The sequence below is a fragment of the Neolewinella lacunae genome, from assembly GCF_014349155.1.
GTDB lineage: Bacteria > Bacteroidota > Bacteroidia > Chitinophagales > Saprospiraceae > Neolewinella > Neolewinella lacunae.
Map to the genome: position 1 here is coordinate 1 of NZ_JACSIT010000057.1, position 18,253 is coordinate 18,253.

Genomic DNA, 18,253 nt, shown 5'->3' on the forward strand with positions numbered 1-18,253 from the left:
TCATATAGTCACAATTTCCCGGAGTGAAGAGGTTAACGAGTTCTTCTACCGGGTCCGCCTGCCGCTTTATTGCAGTAGCAACAAAGGAGCGAATGTCCATAAATTCCTGGGCGGCGACCAGCGAACGGAAGCCTCCAGATACTTTTTGACGGACCTTATTCATGCGCAGATCCCTTTCCGCCTGATTATTATCAAACTGAGCCAATGCATGCGTCATAAAACGTAACACTTCGTCTTCATTGTCTCTTAGTCGCAGCAGTAGGTTCACCGTTTTGGTTTGAGCTGTTCGCCCGCGCGTACTCCCGTCCTCTTTAACGGCCGGAGGATTTTGCTTCAGCCCGATCGCAAGGAGCTCGCGGTATTTTTTTCGGTGGCGGCCCTGCCATCGGCGATCAACGACACTGGTGGAGGATTCGACTTTTTGTCGCTTTACTTGGAGCAAAAGTTTGATGAAGGGATCGGCCCATTCTCCCTGTTTATCCCGATCAATAGCATAGATAAGGTCACGTAGCAGATGGGCAACACATAAGGAGTGAGTGGCTTGGGGATAGGCATGATAAGAGTGATAGTCATCCCGGTGCAGGATTCCTTCAAACCAAGTGAGCACATCCATCTCATCATGTGCTTCACGTCCTCTCTTGGGATGAATCATGAACAAACTGAACAATTCCGTTGCCGCCACATGTACCCAGTGTCCGATACCTTTGACCTTCATACCCGTCTCGTCAAAAAAGCCGCACAGGGATGCTATTATGGAAAAGCGTAACGTCTCCAGAAACTCCGGTAATTGGCGTGCAGCACTCTTGCGAAAGTTGTCCAGCGTTCCGGTACTCAAGTTTACGCCAAAAACCTTCAGTAACTGCTTGGTCCGAAAAGCAGGTATGAATTGAAAAGCTGATAGATAGACACTGATCGCTTTGACTCTGGGGCCGTACTGGAATTCGTGCTTGATATCTTCCGGGCAACCAGCTGCCTGCCATTGGATGGCACAGCATGGGCAGGTCTTGATTTCAATCCTGTGCTCGGTAACAATCGTTTTTAGCGGTGGAATATCTTCCACCTGCTTGCGAATAAAACCATCCGGAGATACTCCTGATAAGTTAGATCCGCAGCCCGGGCACGCGGTGATCGTGTAGGGGATAATCTCGTCGGGATTGTCGATCAGGCGGCTCTTGCTTCCTTTGTGCCCCGATTGACCGCCGGGATTTTTGCCCGACTTTTCCCGTAGAGACCTTGCCTTAGTAGGCTTGAAGTCATCCTTGCTTGGCGGCTTGGAACTATTGCCACTAGTAACCGCTAACTTATCTTCAAGCTTCTTTATCGTCGCTTGCTGAGCTTCGCAGAATGGCATGAATAAGTCCACAAGCATCAAGCCCTCAGCACTAAGCGCCGGGCGGAGATTATCAACTTCAGCCTTAAGTTTTGCGAAAGTCATGCCGAAAAGTACTACTAATCCTGGAATTCTAGCGTTTTGTACCCTGAATAGTTACAGCAAATCTACCAATAGCCCGAGTGCCCCCGGTTAACGAGTCCTGCCAGTTTCATCCCCCAAAGTCCCCCTTGCCACAAAAATCCCCGGAGGCAAAAAAAACGGCCTCCGGGGATCGAATTAACCTACTTCAAAATAAAAAACTGTTGTCCATAGTGTTAGAACTTTATTGGAGGTGCCCGGCAGCGACGCCAGACCGGAGTTTGGCGGGATCTCGAGTTGTCCAATAGCGGGCCAAGTAAATACTTGGCGCAGCCAAATATCCGTCTCCAACGCACGAAAAACACCGCAAGGGCGGGCAAAACACGGAGATTTCCGGGGCGGAACAGGTAGTTCTACCTATCGTGAGGTGGAGACGTTTCCCGTGAGGTGGAGACGTTGCACGTCAACTGTAATCCTCCCCTGCATATCTTACCTCGTGCATAAACCAAGCCACCCTGCGACGTAAAACGTCTGGACCTCACCGTGAGGTGGAGACGTTTTACGTCGACTGCAATCCTCCCCTGCACCACTCACCTCGTGCGTAAACCAAGTCCCCCTGCGACGTAAAACGTCTGGACCTCGGCGTGAGGTGGAGACGTTTTACGTCGACTGCAATCCTCCCCTGCACCACTCACCTCGTGCGTAAGCCAAGTCCCCCTGCGACGTAAAACGTCTGGACCTCACCACAATAAAAATCCCCCCATCAAACGATTTGTTGGTTACCTTGTTCCCCAAGACCAATGACCACCGAAGACTACAAGAAAATCGCCGACACCGTCCCCAAAGAACCGGGCGTCTACCGTTTCATCGACGCCAATGGGACCATCATTTACGTGGGCAAGGCCAAGACCCTGCGCAACCGCGTAGCCAGCTACTTCGGCGAGCGCAAAGACCGCCTGAACCGCACCCGCGTGATGGTCAAAAACGCCGCCCGCCTGGAGTTCACCATCGTCAACTCCGAAGCCGACGCGCTCCTGCTGGAAAACGCCCTGATCAAAACCCACCAGCCCCGCTACAATGTCGACCTCAAAGACGATAAGAACTACAGCTACATCTGCATCAAAAAAGAACGTTTCCCGCGGGTTTACATCACCCGCACGGTTGAGCGCGACGGCGGCTACTACTTCGGACCCTACACCAGCAAAGGCCAGCTTAAGATCATCCTCGACCTGATCAAGGAACTCTTCCCCCTGCGTACCTGTAACCTCAACCTCAACCAGGCCGACATCGAAGCAGGCAAGTTCAAAGTCTGCCTGGAATACCACATCAAAAACTGCCAGGGTCCCTGCGTCGGCGAAGAAAACGAAGGAGAATACAACGCCAAAATCGACCAGGTCAAAAACATCCTGAAGGGCAATTTCGGGGAAGTCAAGCGCCACTTCCAAAGCGAAATGGAGCGCCTGGCCGGCGAGATGGAGTTTGAACGCGCCCAGCACATCAAGGAAAAGCTCACTTCCTTCGAGAACTACCAGAGCAAATCAACCATCGTCTCTACTTCCATCCGCGACGTCGACGTCTTCGGGCTGGCCATGGACGAAAAAGAGGCCTACCTCAACTACATCAAAATTGTCAACGGGGCCATCATCCATACCCACACCCAGGAAATTACGATGAACCTCGACGACGACGCCGAAAGCCTCCTTTCCTACGCCATCCCCGAACTCCGCACCCGCTTCAACAGCATCGCCCCGGAAATCATCATTGACGAGCCCCTCGAACTGCCCGGCGTGGAAGCAGAAATCGTCCTCCCCAAAATCGGCGACAAACGCAAGCTGCTCGACCTCAGCATCAAGAACGCCAAGTACATGCTGCTGCAGCGCAAAAAACAGCGCATCAGCAACACCAACCGGCAAACGCCCGCCGAACGCATCCTGCGCACTTTGCAAGCGGACCTCCAAATGGACCAGCTCCCCATGCATATCGAGTGTTTCGACAACTCCAACATCCAGGGAACCAACCCTACTTCCAGCTGCGTCGTTTTCAAAAACGCCAAGCCCAGCAAGAAAGACTACCGTCACTTCAACATCAAAACCGTGGAGGGCCCCGACGACTTCGCCAGCATGAAGGAAGTCGTCCACCGCCGCTACCGCCGTTTGCTGGACGAGGGAGAACCGCTGCCCCAGCTCGTCATCATCGACGGCGGCAAGGGCCAGCTCAGCCACGCCATGGAATCCATCGACCTGCTCGGCCTGCGCGGTAAAATGACCGTGGTAGGTATCGCCAAACGCCTCGAGGAAATTTATTTCCCCGACGATTCCGTCCCCCTCCACATCAACAAAAAATCGGAGTCCCTGCGCCTCATCCAGCAGTGCCGGGACGAAAGCCACCGCTTTGCCCTGCGCCACCACCGCAACCGCCGCAGCATCGCTATGGTCGGCACCGAACTCCACGAAATCCCCGGCATCGGCGAAAAGACGGTGCAAAAACTGCTGGCCCACTTCGGCAGTCCCAAAAAAGTCTCCGAAGCCCTCGCTTCCGAAATCGCCGAAGTCACCAACCTGAGCGTAGCCAAAAAAATCCTGGAACACTTCCGCCGCAAAAACGCGATCAAGGAATAGGAAGCTGCCCGTGCCAAAGCATCCTAACTCCTGGAAGGTGATTTCCTTCAACATGAATATCGGTTTTCGGTACATGCGAAGGCCCGGTTGAGGGTGTTCCCACCCGAATGTTCGTGTTTTGAGTGGGGAAACCCTCAGCTGGAAGAGTTTCGGCTCCGGACGTCTCGTCCGGGAGTGTTCGGTTGGAGACACCCTCATCCGGAAATTTACGGCACACCCTCGGCCGGGAGTGTTGGGTCGAAGCCCCGGCGAACAACCGCCAAAATTCCACAGCCACACGACTGCAAGGCCGACGACGAATTCCCGACCAAGCACAAACTATCTTTGCCGCCCGAAACCATCATCGACCCCATGAAATTACCGCTTCCCCTCCTGGCCCTGTTGCTTTTGTTGTCGCTGGCTTCCTGCCGCGATGATTTTACCCTCGAAGGGGACTACCAAGACATTCCGGTGGCCTACGCCTACCTGAACGCAGCCGACGCCCGCCACTTTGTCCGGGTCCAGAAGGCATTCCTCGAATCCGGCGGCAATGCCACCGAAAATGCAGCCATCGCCGACTCCATCTTCTACGCACCCAACGAAGCGACGGTGCTCCTGCGCAACCTGCGCACCCAGCAGGAAGTGGAACTGGAACGGGTCAACGGCGAACAGTTTTCCCTGAACCGCGCCGACGGCGTTTTTGCCACCAGCCCCAACGTACTCTACACCGTACCCGACAGCGAAATCCAGCTCAACCCCGCCGATCGCGTAGTGCTCAGCATCGAGCGCCCCGGCCAGCCCACCGCAACGGCCGAAACCGTCATGCTCCGCCCCATCGAGATCCTCCGCCCCGGTGACCTGGTGCGGCTTGACGACTACCGCAGCCCCCTGGTGATGAGCTGGAACAAAGGAGACAACGCCCGCATCTACGACGTGCGCGTCATCTTCAAAGTCCGGGAAATCTACCCCTCCAACCCCAGCCGCAACCGCGACATTGCTTTGACCTGGACCGTCAACCCCGCCTTCGTACCGTCAATGGACCAGGAATCGGGGAACTCTGTCCGCTTTGAAGTCGATAAAGAAGGTTTCTACCGCTTCATTGGAAACAGCCTTGAGCCTGACGCCCAGGTCATTCGCCGCTTCCTCAGCTTCGATGTGCAGGTCTCCGCCGCAGGGCAGGAAGTGCTCGACCTGCGCAACCTTTCCAACGCCAATTCCGGACTGACCAGCTCCCAGAGTCTCCCGCGCTACACCAACCTCATCGGCGGCATCGGCCTGGTCACCAGCAATACGACCTCCCTGAAGGAAGGCATTGACTTTGACGACGCCAGCCGCGATAGCCTTCGCAACGGCATCCACACCCGCGAGCTGGGTTTCCTGTAGTTCTCGCTGCCTACTGGGCCAAACTGTAAGTATCGTTACTCTAAGTCGACGGCAGCGTGGTGCGGAACAAGCAGGCGAAAATCGTTCATAGCCAAAGCTATGGGCGGCTTTCGACTGGGCAGTTCAGCGCCGCGCTGGCCAGACTTGGGTGTAACAGGACTTGCAGGTTGGCCCACTAGCGCTGAATCGCCACCACCGGATCCAGGCCCGCCGCTTTCCGGGCCGGGTAGGTACCGAAAATGATGCCGATGAGCAAGGCAACCACGCAGACGATCAGCATCGTCCGAAGCGAAAAAATGGCGCGGAACTGCACTTCCTCCATAAAATAGTTCAGTACCGGAGCGGCAAGTAGCGCCACGCCCATCCCCAGGAGCACGCCGAAAAAACAGCCGATGGCGGAGATGGCAACGCTCTCAGCCAGAAACTCCCGCACGATGTTGCCCCGGTTGGCCCCCACGGCCTTCCGAATCCCAATCTCGGGCGTCCGCTCGGCAATGGACATCAGCAAGACGTTCATCACGCCCACGCCGCCTACTACCACGGCAATCCCGATCAGGAAGCCCATCACCAGGCGGAAGACCAGCATGCCTTTTTCCAGTTCCTTGAGGTAGCCGGAGTAGGTACGCGTTTCGGTGGCTTCCGGAATGTTTTTAAAGCGCCGGGCCATCCAGCCATCGGTAAAACGCTGGGCATCGAGAACGTGGTGGACATTCTCCAGGGCCAGCATCAGCTCGGGATAAATGGCCGGTGGATCCTGCAAGCCCCGCAAAGACGGCAGCGTGGTGGCCAATGCCAGGTTGGAATCTCCTTTCTCCGCAGCAAAGATCCCGACGATGGACAGGGAATCACCGAAGAGGTAGACTTGCCGCCCCAGGGCAACTTCAAGGGAATCCGTCGGGGCCAGGAGGCGGCGGGCCAGTTGATCATTGACCAGGGCTACCCTGGCGGCCCCGGCGGCATCTTCCCCCGCCAGGAAGCGGCCGTGGAGCAGGAAATCCTCCGCCGGCGGCGTCAGAAGGGGCAGGCCGATGGCGCTGCAGTAAATGCCCAGGCGGGCGCTGTCTGGCCCGTAACCCAGCGTCGGTACGCTGAACTGCAACTGGACCCGGGCGGGGTAGGGGAGGGAGTCGAGCAGTTCCGCAGCCACGGCCTCGTCGAGCACGGCCACCGTATCGCGTGGAACGTAAATGCCATCGACTTGCTCCCCGAGCTTGCTGGAAACAAAGAGGTTTTCCAGTGAAGTGCGGGCCGCGATTGTTTCCCGGGCGTAAGCCTCCAATCCGTCGATCATAGAAAGCATCGCCACCAGCGCCCCCACGCCGATGATGACCCCCAGAACGGAAAGAAAAGTTTGGAAGAAATTGCTGCGGAGACGCTGGAATGACTCGGTAAAGGCGCGGAACATAGCCGGAAGTGTTGGGTGGGGCACCAAAGTAGCACCCGGCCACCGCTCCGCCCTGCTTTTTCTACCGACGACGGTAGCGGACAGACGAGCGCCCGGAAGCCAACCATGCACGGCTTCCTGACGTTGCTCCTTGTCCCAGCGCCCTGCACCTGCGACCGCGCCATAAATACCTGCTTTCCGTGTCCGAGAACCTCCTCCGCTACCAATCCAGTCCTTACCTCCTGCAGCACGCCCACAACCCCGTGCACTGGCATCCCTGGGGGGAAGCGGCCCTCCGGCGGGCGCGGGAAGAAGACAAGCCCATCCTGGTAAGCATCGGCTACAGTACCTGTCACTGGTGCCACGTCATGGAACGGGAAAGCTTTGAGGATGAGGCCATTGCGGCCCTAATGAACGAGAATTTTGTGTGCATCAAGGTGGATCGGGAGGAGCGCCCGGACGTCGACCAGATCTACATGGAAGCCTGCCAGGCCGTAAGCGGCAGCGGTGGGTGGCCCCTCAACGCCTTTTTGCTGCCCGATGGCCGCCCCTTTTACGCCGGCACCTACTACCCGCCAGTGAGCAAATTCAACCGCCCGGCCTGGCCCGAACTGCTGGAGCACCTCAGCAAACTTTACCGCGAAGACCGCCCCCAGCTCGAATCCCAGGCCGCCCGCCTGACCGAGCGCATCCGCCGCGGCGACCAACAACTCCTGCGCCTCGAACCCACCGCCGAAGACCACCGGGCCTGGCGCGAAACCATGTTGGAAAAATTGCGGGGCACCTACGACCAGCGCTACGGCGGTTTCGGGGGTGCCCCCAAATTCCCCGGCAGCCAATCTTTGGAAGTCCTGCTCCTCAACGGCGTGCTGCACGGTGCGCCCAGCGACCAGCATCTGGCCGCCCACGGGGCCTTGGCGATGCTCGACGGAGGTATTTACGACCAACTCGGCGGCGGATTCAGCCGCTACACCGTCGACGCCGCCTGGCGGGTGCCCCACTTCGAGAAGATGCTCTACGACAACGCCCTGCTGCTGCGCCTGCTCGCTAAGCTCCAGCTCACCCGGCCCAACCCCCGTTTTGCGGAAGCCATCGCCGAAACGACCGCCTGGCTGGAGCGGGAAATGCGCCTGCCCGACGGCGGCTACCGCGCCGCCCTCGACGCCGACAGCGAAGGCGTGGAAGGAAAATATTATCTCTGGGACCTCGACGAAATCAAGGCCCTCCTGCCACCCGATCAGCACGAACTCGTCGCGGAATTTTACGGCCTCACCGCCGCGGGCAACTGGGAAGAAGCCGCTGCCAACATCCCCTACCGGCCCGATAGCCTGGCCGCCGTGGCTGCCAAACTGGGTGTGCCAATCGACGTGGCCGACGCCCAACTGGCCAGCGCCCGCACCCTGCTCCACGAGCACCGCTTTACGCAACGCATCCACCCCTGCGAAGACGACAAAGTCATCCTGCAATGGAACGCCCTGCTCATTTCGGGCTGGACCTGGTGCTACCGCGCCACCGGCCAGGAGCAGTATCTGGAGCTGGCCACGGGCCTCTGGAACGCGCTCCACGAGCTGCTTTACCGCGACGGACGGTGGCACCGCAACTTTACCACCGGGCAACTGGGCGCGGCGGCGTTCCTGGACGATTACGCCGCCCTGGCCGAAGCGGCGCTCGACCTCCACGACGTGACCTTTGACCTCGCCTACGTTTTTGGCGCGGCCGCAGGTGCAGTGCAGGGGGCTAAGGCAATGGTCGACCACGTCCTCCGGCACTTCTCCACGCCGGAAGGACCCATGTTTTACCTCCGGCCTCCGGACGGCAGCGAGTTGCCGGTGGCCTCCGTTGACCTCTTCGACAATGCCCTGCCCAGCGGCAACGGGCAAATCATGCGCAGCCTGCTCCGCCTGGCGCGAATGACCGACGATGCGACTTATCTGAACCGGGCCGAAGCCATGCTCGCCGCCCTGGCCGGTAGTCTGGAGAAATACCCCGGCAGCTTCGGGGGCTGGGCCTACGCCGCCCTCCAGCACGGGGCAGCCAACCGCGAACTCATCATCACCGGCCCGGGTGCGGTGGCCGCCGCCCGCCAATTCCTGTCGCGCTACCGACCGGGACTCATGATCCTGGCCTCCGAAACGCCGCGCGAAGACCTCACTCCCTTCGTAAACCGTTACCTTCCCAACGAATTGCGGTTTTACGTCTGCGAAAACCAGGCGTGCCGTTTACCCGTTACCACCGTAGCCGAAGCACTGCGGCAACTCGATTGATTTCCCTCCAACCGCCCCTTCCATGCAGCAGCGTTTACTTTTCCTGACGATCCTTCTGGCGCTGGGCTACGCTGCGGCCGCACAGCAGCTTTCCCGCTACAGCATGCCCTGGCTCGATCCCGTGCAGTTCAACCCCGCCTACGCGGGCCTGGACAACAGTCTGAGCCTGACGGGAGCTTACCGGACGCAGTGGGCGAGTCTGGAAGGTCAACCCGTTGGGCAGCGTTTCTCCGCCCACCTGCCCATCTACTACCTCAGCAGTGGCTTTGGGGTGGAGGTGGAAAGGGACGCGCTCGGAGCCCGGCAACTCAACAGCTTTGGGGCATCCTATAATTACCAACTGGTGCGGGGGCAATCTGTATGGTCCGTAGGCCTCTCGGCGCGGATGCTGCAACTTAATCTGGACGGGGGAGCCCTCCGCACACCGGAAGGAATTTACGAAGACCCCAATACCATCATCCACAACGATGATTTGTTGCCCACCGGGCCCGTCAACAGCAGCGCCCTGGCCCTGGGTGCGGGAATTTATTACCTCTCCGAAAACCTGGAGGGCGGCGTCTCGGCCCGCAACCTCAACGGACCGGTGATTGCTTTTCCGGGCTTCGACTACAGCCTGGAGCGGCAGTACCACGCCTACCTGCGGGCCCGCTTCGACCTGCTGAGCGACTGGGAAATCCTGCCCATGGCCTACGGCATCAGCGACGGCACCCAACTACAGATCAGCGCCGGGGCCAACCTGCGCTACAACGAAAACCTCTACCTCGGGGCCGCCTACCGGGGGCACAGCGCCGCGACTACCGATGCCGTAGTCATCATGGGTGGCTTCAACCTGAGTGAAAAACTCAGCGTGGCCTATGCCTACGACGTCACGCTCTCCGAACTCCGCACGGTAGAAAGTGGCAGCCACGAAATTGTGGTCAAGTACAACCTCCGGCAACGCATCGGCGCTGGCATCCCACCCCCCATCATTTACTACCCCCGGGCGAAGGAGTAAAGGGGGAAGGGAATAAAGGGGGAAAGGAGTAAAGGTGGAAAGGAGTAAAGGGGGGAAAGGAAGAAAGTCTCTATCAGCCATCAGCTACGCTGCTGCCTACGGAGGTCACGCCTTCTCACATTCGCTGCTTCCCTTTGCCGCGAGTACTAAAATCTGTTAAAAGTTGGTTTGGCTCACACAATTGATACTAAGCCGTCAGGTACGTGCGTTTCGCTCTCGAAGAAGCCGGGAAACATGTTAAAAACTTTCTGATCCCAGCGGAAAGTTGTGTACCCTCCATAACTCTTCTATCTTTGTATCGCTTTTTGAAATCTAGAGGAAAAACTCGGGTCTTTTAATGAAGAATTTCGTCAACCCCATCCTGGCCGCATCCCTACTGGCCCTAATATTTTCCAGCTGCGGCAGCCGCGAAACCGGTGAACTCGTCGGCTCGCTCGACCGCCCCGACTGGAAAGGTGTCCAACCCTACGGTATGGTCTACGTACCCCCCGGAACTGCCCACGTTGGAAACAGCGATCAGGACATTACCGGTACGTTCATCCAACGCCCCAAAGCCATCACCATCAATGGCTTTTTCATGGACGATACCGAAATCACCAACAACGAATACCGTCAGTTCATCGACTGGGTGCGCGACTCCATCGCCCACGATATGCTCGGTGACTTTACCGAAAGTGGTGCCATTGACTGGGACCTGGAGATCGACTACGAAGACGAGACCCTGGCTGACTTGTGGCTCGACGAGACCTTTGCCGGTAAGCGGCAGGTCAATACCAGCCTCTACGAGTACACCTACAAGACGGTGGACTGGGGCGAAGCTTCCAAAGCCCGTCCCCGTGGCGAAGCCCACCAGGGCATGAACCGCTACATCGAAGAGAAGACCATCAACATCTACCCCGATACGCTGGTGTGGGTGCGCGACTTCGCCTACAGCTACAACGAGCCCATGGCCCGCAGCTACTTCTCCCACCCCGCTTACGACGATTACCCCATCGTGGGCATCGACTGGCACATGGCCCGCGCCTTCAGCTACTGGCGGACGACCCTCTGGAACCAGTACAATGAAACGCTCATCGAAGAATTCCGCCTCCCTACGGAGTACGAATTTGAGTACGCAGCCCGCGGTGGCAAAGAGCACGCGCCCTACCCCTGGGGTGGTCCTTACGCCCGCAACGCCAAAGGATGTCTTCTGGCCAACTTCAAACCCGGCCGTGGCAACTACCCCGACGACGGTGGCACCTACACCGTAGCCGCCGATGCTTACTACCCCAACGATTACGGCCTCTACAACATGGCCGGCAACGTCGCCGAGTGGACAATTACCGCATTCTACGAAAATGCCAATTCCTTCATCCACGACCTCAACCCCGACATTCGCTACAACGCCAAGGACGACGATCCCGAGGCCATGAAGCGCAAAGTCATCCGCGGCGGCAGCTGGAAAGACATCAGCTTCTACCTCCAGTGTGGTACGCGTACCTACGAATACCAGGACACGACCAAGTCTTACGTCGGTTTCCGCAACGTAATGAGCTACACCGGTCGTTCCATCAACGACTTCTAAGTCCTGACCCGACGCTCCCTCCGGAGAAATTTTAAACGGTCGTTCGTCCAATTGGGGGCGGACGACCGTTTTTGCTTGGTTGGTTCAACTGTAAATTTGCGCTTCACCAAAGTCAACGGCTTATCCTTCCCTCCCAACGTGCCACACTGGTCAAAAACATCGCCCACGAACTGGGCTTTGCCTTCGTAGGTATTGCCCGGGCGGAGCGGATGGACGAAGAGGCACGCCGCCTGGAAGCCTGGCTCCGGCAGGGCCGCCACGGTGCGATGCACTGGATGGAAAACCATTTCGAGTTACGCACCGACCCTACCAAGTTGGTGCCCGGGGCCAAGTCCGTCGTTTCTCTGCTCTACAACTATTTCCCGGCTGACGACAGCCTGAGCCGCGAAGCCCCCAAAATCAGCCGCTACGCTTACGGCGAAGACTATCACCGGGTGGTCCGCGATAAACTCCGCACCCTCTTCCATCGCCTGGAAGAAAGCCTCGGGGCGGCCATCGATGGGCGGGTGTTCGTCGATTCCGCCCCCGTGCTGGAACGCGACTGGGCCAAACGCGCCGGGGTGGGGTGGACGGGCAAAAACACCCTGCTGATCAATCCCCGGGCCGGCAGTTACTTCTTCCTGGCCGAGTTGATCTCCGACCTCGACCTGGCTCCCGATACCCAGATCAAAGACTACTGCGGCACTTGCACGGCCTGCATCGACGCCTGCCCGACGGAGGCCATCAGCCCCGAGGGTTATCTGCTGGACGGCAGCAAGTGCATCAGTTACCTCACCATTGAACTGCGCGAGGCCATCCCGGCCGAATTTGCCGGACGCATGGAGGGCTGGGCTTTTGGCTGCGACATCTGCCAGGAGGTGTGCCCCTGGAACCGCTTCAGCACCCCGCACGCCGAGCCGGCTTTTGCGCCTCACCCTGACTTGCCCGCCCTGAGCCCCCGGGAAATGCGGGAGATGACCGAGGAGGTATTCCAGCGCGTCTTCCAGAAATCGGCCGTCAAGCGGACTAAATTCACGGGCCTGCGCCGCAACATCGATTTTCTTGAAGACTGAAACTTTCCGTGGAATGCCTTCCGCCTGGCGGGGTGGCTGGGCGGGCCTGCCCTTGCTCCTTATCCCGTTCCTGGCACCTGCGTGCGCGCCATCCCCTCCCGCTGCCGCCGCTGCGCCGCTCCCCCCCCGGCCGCTGGTGCTGCTGACCGATAGTACGCAGTGGGCGGCGGGTGCACTGGGCAATTACCGGGCGAAGCTGGAAAAAGAGGGTTACCGGGTACTCGTGAGCGGCTATCCCGGGGAGACGCCCGCTGCACTGGTGGCGCGCCTTCCGTGGTTATTACAGCCGGGGGTGGACCGCTTCGTCTACGACGTGCGCCTGAGCGGCGCGGCGGGCGCCGATAGCCTGCGGCAGGCATTGGAACGCCTCGGCCATCCGGCTGAGCTAGACTTGCTGGCGGATTAGCCGTTCAAAAAGTGATGGGCTATGAATTTAGGTAACTACAGTGTGAGCATTAGGTCCATGGCTTTCTTGATGGATGCTTCTTTTTGTTGCAGTTATTGATTTTCAGTTGATTGTGAATCCCTCTCCCTCGGTCCCTCTCCAGAGGAGAGGGATGACCCATGAGCCGTGATTGTACTGTATACAGTGTTGATTTTCAATTGATTGTCAATCCCTCTCCCTCGGTCCCTCTCCAGAGGAGAGGGATGACCTGTGAGCCGTGATTTTACTGTATACAGTGTTGATTTTCAATTGATTGTGAATCCCTCTCCCTCGGTCCCTCTCCAGAGGAGAGGGATGACCCATGAGCCGTGATTGTACTGTATAAGAGATTGATTTCCAGTAATTTGAGATTTTATTGCGGTCCGGGGGAGTAGTGTACGCCTCCTACGCTTCGGATACTGAAAATTTTTCCCTCAAACCAGAATAAAGACTAGAGAAGGTCACCCCTCTCCCATGGAGAGGGGCTGGGGGAGAGGGCTAATAAGCAAATGAAAATCAATACTTTAGAGCTTTAGTCCTTCCTTTAAAGCTTGGGGATGAGCACAAACCCCCGCTGGGCCAACAGGCCAAAGTCATCGAAGCTGATGCGCACGTAGCCCGCATCGGCCCAGTGCCGGCCGTAGAGGCCGCGGAGCTCAAAGGTTTCGGCCTCGGAATCGTAGCCCACCACCGTGAGGTAATGGGTTTCGGCGGTTTCCGCACCGGGCGTGTAACTATTGGTTTGCAGGCCGGTGAAGCTCGCGTCCGTCAGCAACTCTACAATGACTGGATTGCCGCGGCTGAGGGCTTTGCGGACTTCAAACACCCGGTTGCGCGCCCGCATTTCGGGCTGAAAAAGGTAGCCGAAGTTGGCGATGGTAAACTTTGGCACGGAGTACACCGCGCCGGGGATGCTGCTGCTGCCGAAGGGCATGATCGAGGCCGAGACGGTCCCTTGCTGGATGAGCAGGCGCAGGCCATCCTCAATGGTGGGCTGCTTGCCCTGGGCGGCAATGTTGAGCGTGATGTAGTCGGGGCTGAGGTTGTCCTTGTAGTTGCTGTTCAGGTTTTGGTAGTATTCTACGGCGCTGGCCAGGCTGTAAGCCCATTCCAGCTGCTGGCCGGGGGCCTGGCGAATGGGCATCATGTAGCTCTTGATGTTCTGCCGCACCAGGTCCTCGCGCGAGGGGCTCCCGACACCGGGGATGTAGAACATCAGCTGGTCGAGCACCTGGGCATCCGCCACGCCCAGGCTAACGGCGGGGCTGCGGGCGGTACCGTAAGCGGCTGCGGGTTGCTGGGCGCGAACGCAGGTGCAGGCAAGGGCAATAAGGAGCAGGGGAAGGAAAAAACGCATGGATTATCTGGTTTACAGCTGGACAGTCCTTCAACGCTTTTTTCCGGCCCTTTCGTTTGTGCCAGTGAGGCGGTTTATGGAACGGGGGTTTTAGTTTAATGAGTGACTGGCGTTGGGCTGCTGCGCACCTTTTTTGGGACAGCTGCGCCCTCCTTTTTGAACCACTAAGAACGCGAAGAGGGACTAAGGCTTTAGGATGGGAGCTTCGCTCGTTTTTTGAACCACTAAGAACACGAAGAGGGACTAAGCACTGTCCCGGGTGGGGCGGTAGGCAAGTTTGCTTCACTCCAGGGCCAGTCCGTGGTCCACCGGTTCCGCTTCGGAGATGATCATGGGGATTTCCTGACGGACGCTAAACTGTTGGGCCTGGGTGAGCTGGTGGTATGTGGCACCGAAACGACGGCTGGCGACCTCATTCCACATTTCCTGGTAGCCCGCCTTGAGGGCATCGTAGACGGCCAGGTAAGTCGAATAGCTCGTACTGCGGTCGTGGGTAAGGCTGACGACGGCCTGCTGGGGCGTGCGTGCGGGAGAGATGACGTGCTCGCGCAACAGATTGGGCAACTTCCCAACGCTGCTCCGCTGATTTTCCACCATCAGCTCGTCGGAGGCGTTTACTAAAACGGTGAGCACATTTTTATCGCTGAGGGGAGTCTCGACGAGCTCCTCCTCCACCCACACCGGCAGGCGGACCAACACGCCCTGGTCTTCGGCGATGGTAGTGGTAACTAGAAAGAAGACAAGGAGCAGAAAGGCGATGTCGGCCATAGCACCGGCATTCACGGCGGGGGCGTCCCGACGCGTCTTTTTATCAGACATGTTAAATTGTTTGGTAGGCCCGTTAGATGCGCGCCGACCGGATGAATGGCGGGCACGGGGACGAAGAAATTTCCCTACCAAACAGCCGGAAAAGAAAGCGCCACCCGGAGTGAAGTCCGCGTGGCGCTTAGGTACCAGAGTTCGGCCGGGATCAGCTGAGCAATCCCTGGAGTTGCATCGCCAGGCCCATGTCTCCTTTGATCTTGATTTTTCCACCCATCATGGCCATCATGGGATTGAGCTTTCCGCTGCGGAGTTCCTGTAGGGTGTCCAGGGTAGTGGTCACCGTGGTGTCGGCCTCTTTGTCTTCGGTGGTGACGATGGCGGGCTCCTGGTGCATATCGATGTGGATGATTCCTTCGCCGAGGTCCAGTTTAAGGCTTTTGCCGAGGTTGGGGGCTTTTTCGGCGGCCTTGACGACGCCTTCGTGAAATTGCTCGAAAGTCATGATGAAGTATTTTGGGACAAGGTAGCGAAAATTCGCTGTTTAGATAAGTCTTATTCTGCGTGCGTTACGGCCAGGGAGATGGCCCCCACGCCTGGCAGGGGATTTTCCCGGCTGAACTGCTCCACGGTCAGCGTGTAGGGGCCGGGGGCGGTGAAGCGGGCCTGGGGCAGGATGGGGATCTCCAGGGTGCAGTTTCCGCCGGAGCAGTTGCCGAGCCAGGCCCCGAAGTCGCCCGCCAGCTGAAGGCTGAGCTGTTCCGTAGTCCTGACGCCGGAAGGGAAGCCCGTGTGCAGGCGCACGTAAAAATTCTGGTGGGCAAAGTCTTCGGCGTGTTGTACCGTCAGGACGAGGCGGTAAGCCTGCGCGGTATCCTCCACGGTGAAGGCAAAGCGGACACTATCGGCGTAACTCCATCCATCCGCTGCCAGCTCCGTGCGCGCTTCGTAGATGGTCGTTGGCCCACAAGAAACGCAGGCCAGGGCTATTCCGCAGAGGAGTAAAATCACGTTCTTGGCCATGGCAGAGTGTTGGGGAAAATGACGCCGTTCGGGTACTTAACTAAAGTATTCCTTCATCCGCTCGAAGAAGCCTTTTTCCCCCTTCTCTTGCTGAGGCTTGAAATTGTCCATCTCCCGCATCCGCACCAGCAGTTCGGTTTCCTCTTTGGTAAGGTTTTTCGGGGTCCAGAGGTTGACGTGGATGAGTTGGTCTCCCGTATCGTAGCCCTGCAGGGCGGGCAGGCCTTTGCCGCGCAGGCGGAAGATTTTCCCGGCCTGGGTGCCGGCGGGGATTTTCACTTTTACCCGGCCGGAAATGGTGGGTACTTCCACGGAGGTGCCCAGTGCGGCGTCGGCAAAGTTGAGGTAGAGATCGAAGATGAGTTTTTGCCCGTCGCGTTGCAGGAATTCGTGGGGTTTCTCTTCGATGTTGATGAGTAAGTCGCCGGCCGGACCACCGCGGCGGCCCGCGTTGCCCTTGCCGCGCATGCTGAGTTGCTGGCCTTCTTCGACCCCGGCTGGGATGTTGACCTCAATGGTATCTTCACCGTACTCCCGTCCTTCGCCTTTGCAGTTGTTGCAGTTGGCTTTGATGGTCGTGCCCGTACCCGAACAGGTGGGGCAGGTGGTGGTGGTGGCCATTTGCCCGAGGAAGGTGGAGCGTACTTGCCGTACTACCCCGGCACCGCCGCAGGTCTTACAGGTGGATACGCTGCTGGCGTCCTTGGCACCACTGCCGTCGCAAACTTCGCACTGCTTCTGGCGCTTGACCTTGATGCGTTTCGTTACGCCCGTGGCCACTTCTTCCAGCGTCAGGGTAACCTTGATGCGCAGGTTGGAGCCCCGTTCGCCGCGGGTCTGCCGCCGGGCGCCGCCACCAAAAAAGTCACCGCCACCCCCGGCCCCGCCGAAGATGTCGCTGAACTGAGACATGATGTCGTCCATCGTCATGCCCCGTCCCCCGCCGAAGCCACCGGCCTGCTGGTCGAGGCCAGCGTGACCGTACTGGTCGTAGCGCGCCTTTTTCTGGGGGTCACTCAAAACGTCGTAGGCCTCGGCCGCTTCCTTAAACTTTTCTTCGGCCACCTTATCGTCCGGGTTGCGGTCGGGGTGGTACTGCATGGCCAGTTTACGGTAGGCTTTTTTGAGCGCACCTTCGTCGGCATTCTTGCCAACACCGAGTATTTCGTAATAATCGCGTTTTGCCATATTGCTGGTGATTGGTCCGGTAGATGGGCTGCAGCAGGCGGGCGTTTGCTGGTCCTCCCGGTGGAGGAGGAAGGTTTACGCCCGGCGCTGGAATTTCCCGTGGCCGTGGGGGCGATTACGGGAAAGACCAATCGACGGTCCCGATAAATTTACTTCCCGACCACGACTTTAGCGTGGCGAATGATTTTGCCGTTAAGGAGGTAGCCCCGTTCTACGGTATCGACTACCTTGCCCGCCATTTCCGGGTTGGGTACTTCGGTGATGGCCTCGTGGAGGTCGGCGTTAAAGGCTTCTCCCGTGCTTTCCATGGGCTTGAGGCCCTGTCCTTCGAGGGTTTTGAGGAGTTTTTTGACGATGAGGCCTACGCCACCGTCCCACTGCTCCTGTCCTTCGGAAGTCGTGGCGGCCTGCTGCTGGGCCCGCGCCAGATCGTCGAGCACCGGCAGGAGGGCAAGCATCGTTTTGCGGCCGGCCGTTTCCATCAGGTCGAGTTTCTCGCGCTGGCTGCGGCGCTTGTAGTTTTCAAACTCGGCGTAAAGGCGCAGGTGACGATCGTCTTTTTCGGCAATCTGGTCTTCCAGGCGGGCAATGGTGCTGGCCGCATCCGTCGTGGCTTCGCCATCGGGAGCGTCGTCGCTGTCCCGCAGGGCCTCCAATTCTTCTTCGATGGCGTCGCCCAGGGTATGCTCGGCGGGCTCGGCTCCGGAGGTTTCCAATAGCTCGTCGTCTACAATTGGTTGTTCGTTGTCTTTCTTTTTAGACATGCTGAAGAAGTTTTTCATTGCGCAGGGAGGGCTGCAAATGTAGGGCCACAAAACGGTGAGGTCACTTTGTCAGGAAGGAATGACAC

At 58.3% G+C, this 18,253-nt stretch carries 15 protein-coding genes; 7 read left to right on the forward strand and 8 right to left on the reverse strand.

Translation table 11 applies throughout. The features are described from left to right. Positions 1-1,435, reverse strand: a 1,435-nt coding sequence (tnpC, locus tag H9S92_RS03330; protein WP_187465294.1) for an IS66 family transposase, incomplete at its 3' end; no start/stop codon positions are given. 776 nt (positions 1,436-2,211) lie between these two features. Here tnpC and uvrC point away from each other — a divergent pair. Together uvrC and H9S92_RS03340 are read left to right on the forward strand one after the other, a co-directional pair. Continuing rightward, complete coding sequence (uvrC, locus tag H9S92_RS03335; protein WP_187465301.1) at positions 2,212-4,029, forward strand: excinuclease ABC subunit UvrC; 1,818 nt, start codon at positions 2,212-2,214, stop codon at positions 4,027-4,029. A 351-nt stretch (positions 4,030-4,380) separates the two neighbouring features. After that, complete coding sequence (locus H9S92_RS03340; protein WP_187465302.1) at positions 4,381-5,391, forward strand: DUF4249 domain-containing protein; 1,011 nt, start codon at positions 4,381-4,383, stop codon at positions 5,389-5,391. A 175-nt stretch (positions 5,392-5,566) separates the two neighbouring features. On the opposite strand, the gene H9S92_RS03345 is transcribed toward H9S92_RS03340, so the two are convergent. Then, entirely contained in the window at positions 5,567-6,796 is a 1,230-nt protein-coding gene (locus tag H9S92_RS03345) for an ABC transporter permease (RefSeq protein ID WP_187465303.1), read from the reverse strand. A 179-nt stretch (positions 6,797-6,975) separates the two neighbouring features. Between H9S92_RS03345 and H9S92_RS03350 the strand changes: the two genes are divergently transcribed. The 5 genes from H9S92_RS03350 (at position 6,976) to H9S92_RS03370 (ending at position 13,055) form a co-directional block, all read left to right on the forward strand. After that, complete coding sequence (locus H9S92_RS03350; RefSeq protein ID WP_187465304.1) at positions 6,976-9,039, forward strand: thioredoxin domain-containing protein; 2,064 nt, start codon at positions 6,976-6,978, stop codon at positions 9,037-9,039. A 22-nt stretch (positions 9,040-9,061) separates the two neighbouring features. After that, positions 9,062-10,033 (forward strand): PorP/SprF family type IX secretion system membrane protein, encoded by a 972-nt coding sequence (locus H9S92_RS03355; protein ID WP_187465305.1) that lies wholly within the window; start codon positions 9,062-9,064, stop codon positions 10,031-10,033. Between the two features lie 337 nt (positions 10,034-10,370). Continuing rightward, positions 10,371-11,597: a T9SS ring complex lipoprotein PorK/GldK gene (porK, locus tag H9S92_RS03360; RefSeq protein ID WP_187465306.1), complete on the forward strand. Its 1,227-nt coding sequence runs from the start codon at positions 10,371-10,373 to the stop codon at positions 11,595-11,597. 122 nt (positions 11,598-11,719) lie between these two features. Then, complete coding sequence (gene queG / locus H9S92_RS03365) at positions 11,720-12,649, forward strand: tRNA epoxyqueuosine(34) reductase QueG (RefSeq protein WP_187465320.1); 930 nt, start codon at positions 11,720-11,722, stop codon at positions 12,647-12,649. A gap of 13 nt (positions 12,650-12,662) precedes the next feature. Next, positions 12,663-13,055, forward strand: coding sequence for a hypothetical protein (locus H9S92_RS03370; RefSeq protein WP_187465307.1), 393 nt, complete (start codon positions 12,663-12,665; stop codon positions 13,053-13,055). Between the two features lie 562 nt (positions 13,056-13,617). Here H9S92_RS03370 and H9S92_RS03375 read toward each other — a convergent pair. The 6 genes from H9S92_RS03375 to H9S92_RS03400 form a co-directional block, all read right to left on the reverse strand. Then, entirely contained in the window at positions 13,618-14,430 is an 813-nt protein-coding gene (locus H9S92_RS03375) for a C1 family peptidase (protein WP_187465308.1), read from the reverse strand. A 282-nt stretch (positions 14,431-14,712) separates the two neighbouring features. Continuing rightward, positions 14,713-15,249, reverse strand: coding sequence for an ExbD/TolR family protein (locus tag H9S92_RS03380; RefSeq protein WP_187465309.1), 537 nt, complete (start codon positions 15,247-15,249; stop codon positions 14,713-14,715). Between the two features lie 151 nt (positions 15,250-15,400). Beyond that, positions 15,401-15,697 (reverse strand): SCP2 sterol-binding domain-containing protein, encoded by a 297-nt coding sequence (locus H9S92_RS03385; RefSeq protein ID WP_187465310.1) that lies wholly within the window; start codon positions 15,695-15,697, stop codon positions 15,401-15,403. 50 nt (positions 15,698-15,747) lie between these two features. Beyond that, entirely contained in the window at positions 15,748-16,215 is a 468-nt protein-coding gene (locus H9S92_RS03390; RefSeq protein ID WP_187465311.1) for a gliding motility lipoprotein GldH, read from the reverse strand. A gap of 36 nt (positions 16,216-16,251) precedes the next feature. Beyond that, the gene (gene dnaJ, locus H9S92_RS03395; protein ID WP_187465312.1) at positions 16,252-17,403 is read right to left on the reverse strand and encodes a molecular chaperone DnaJ; all 1,152 of its coding nucleotides are present in this window, start codon (positions 17,401-17,403) and stop codon (positions 16,252-16,254) included. A gap of 149 nt (positions 17,404-17,552) precedes the next feature. Next, complete coding sequence (locus tag H9S92_RS03400; protein ID WP_187465313.1) at positions 17,553-18,167, reverse strand: nucleotide exchange factor GrpE; 615 nt, start codon at positions 18,165-18,167, stop codon at positions 17,553-17,555. Positions 18,168-18,253 lie beyond the last annotated feature (86 nt).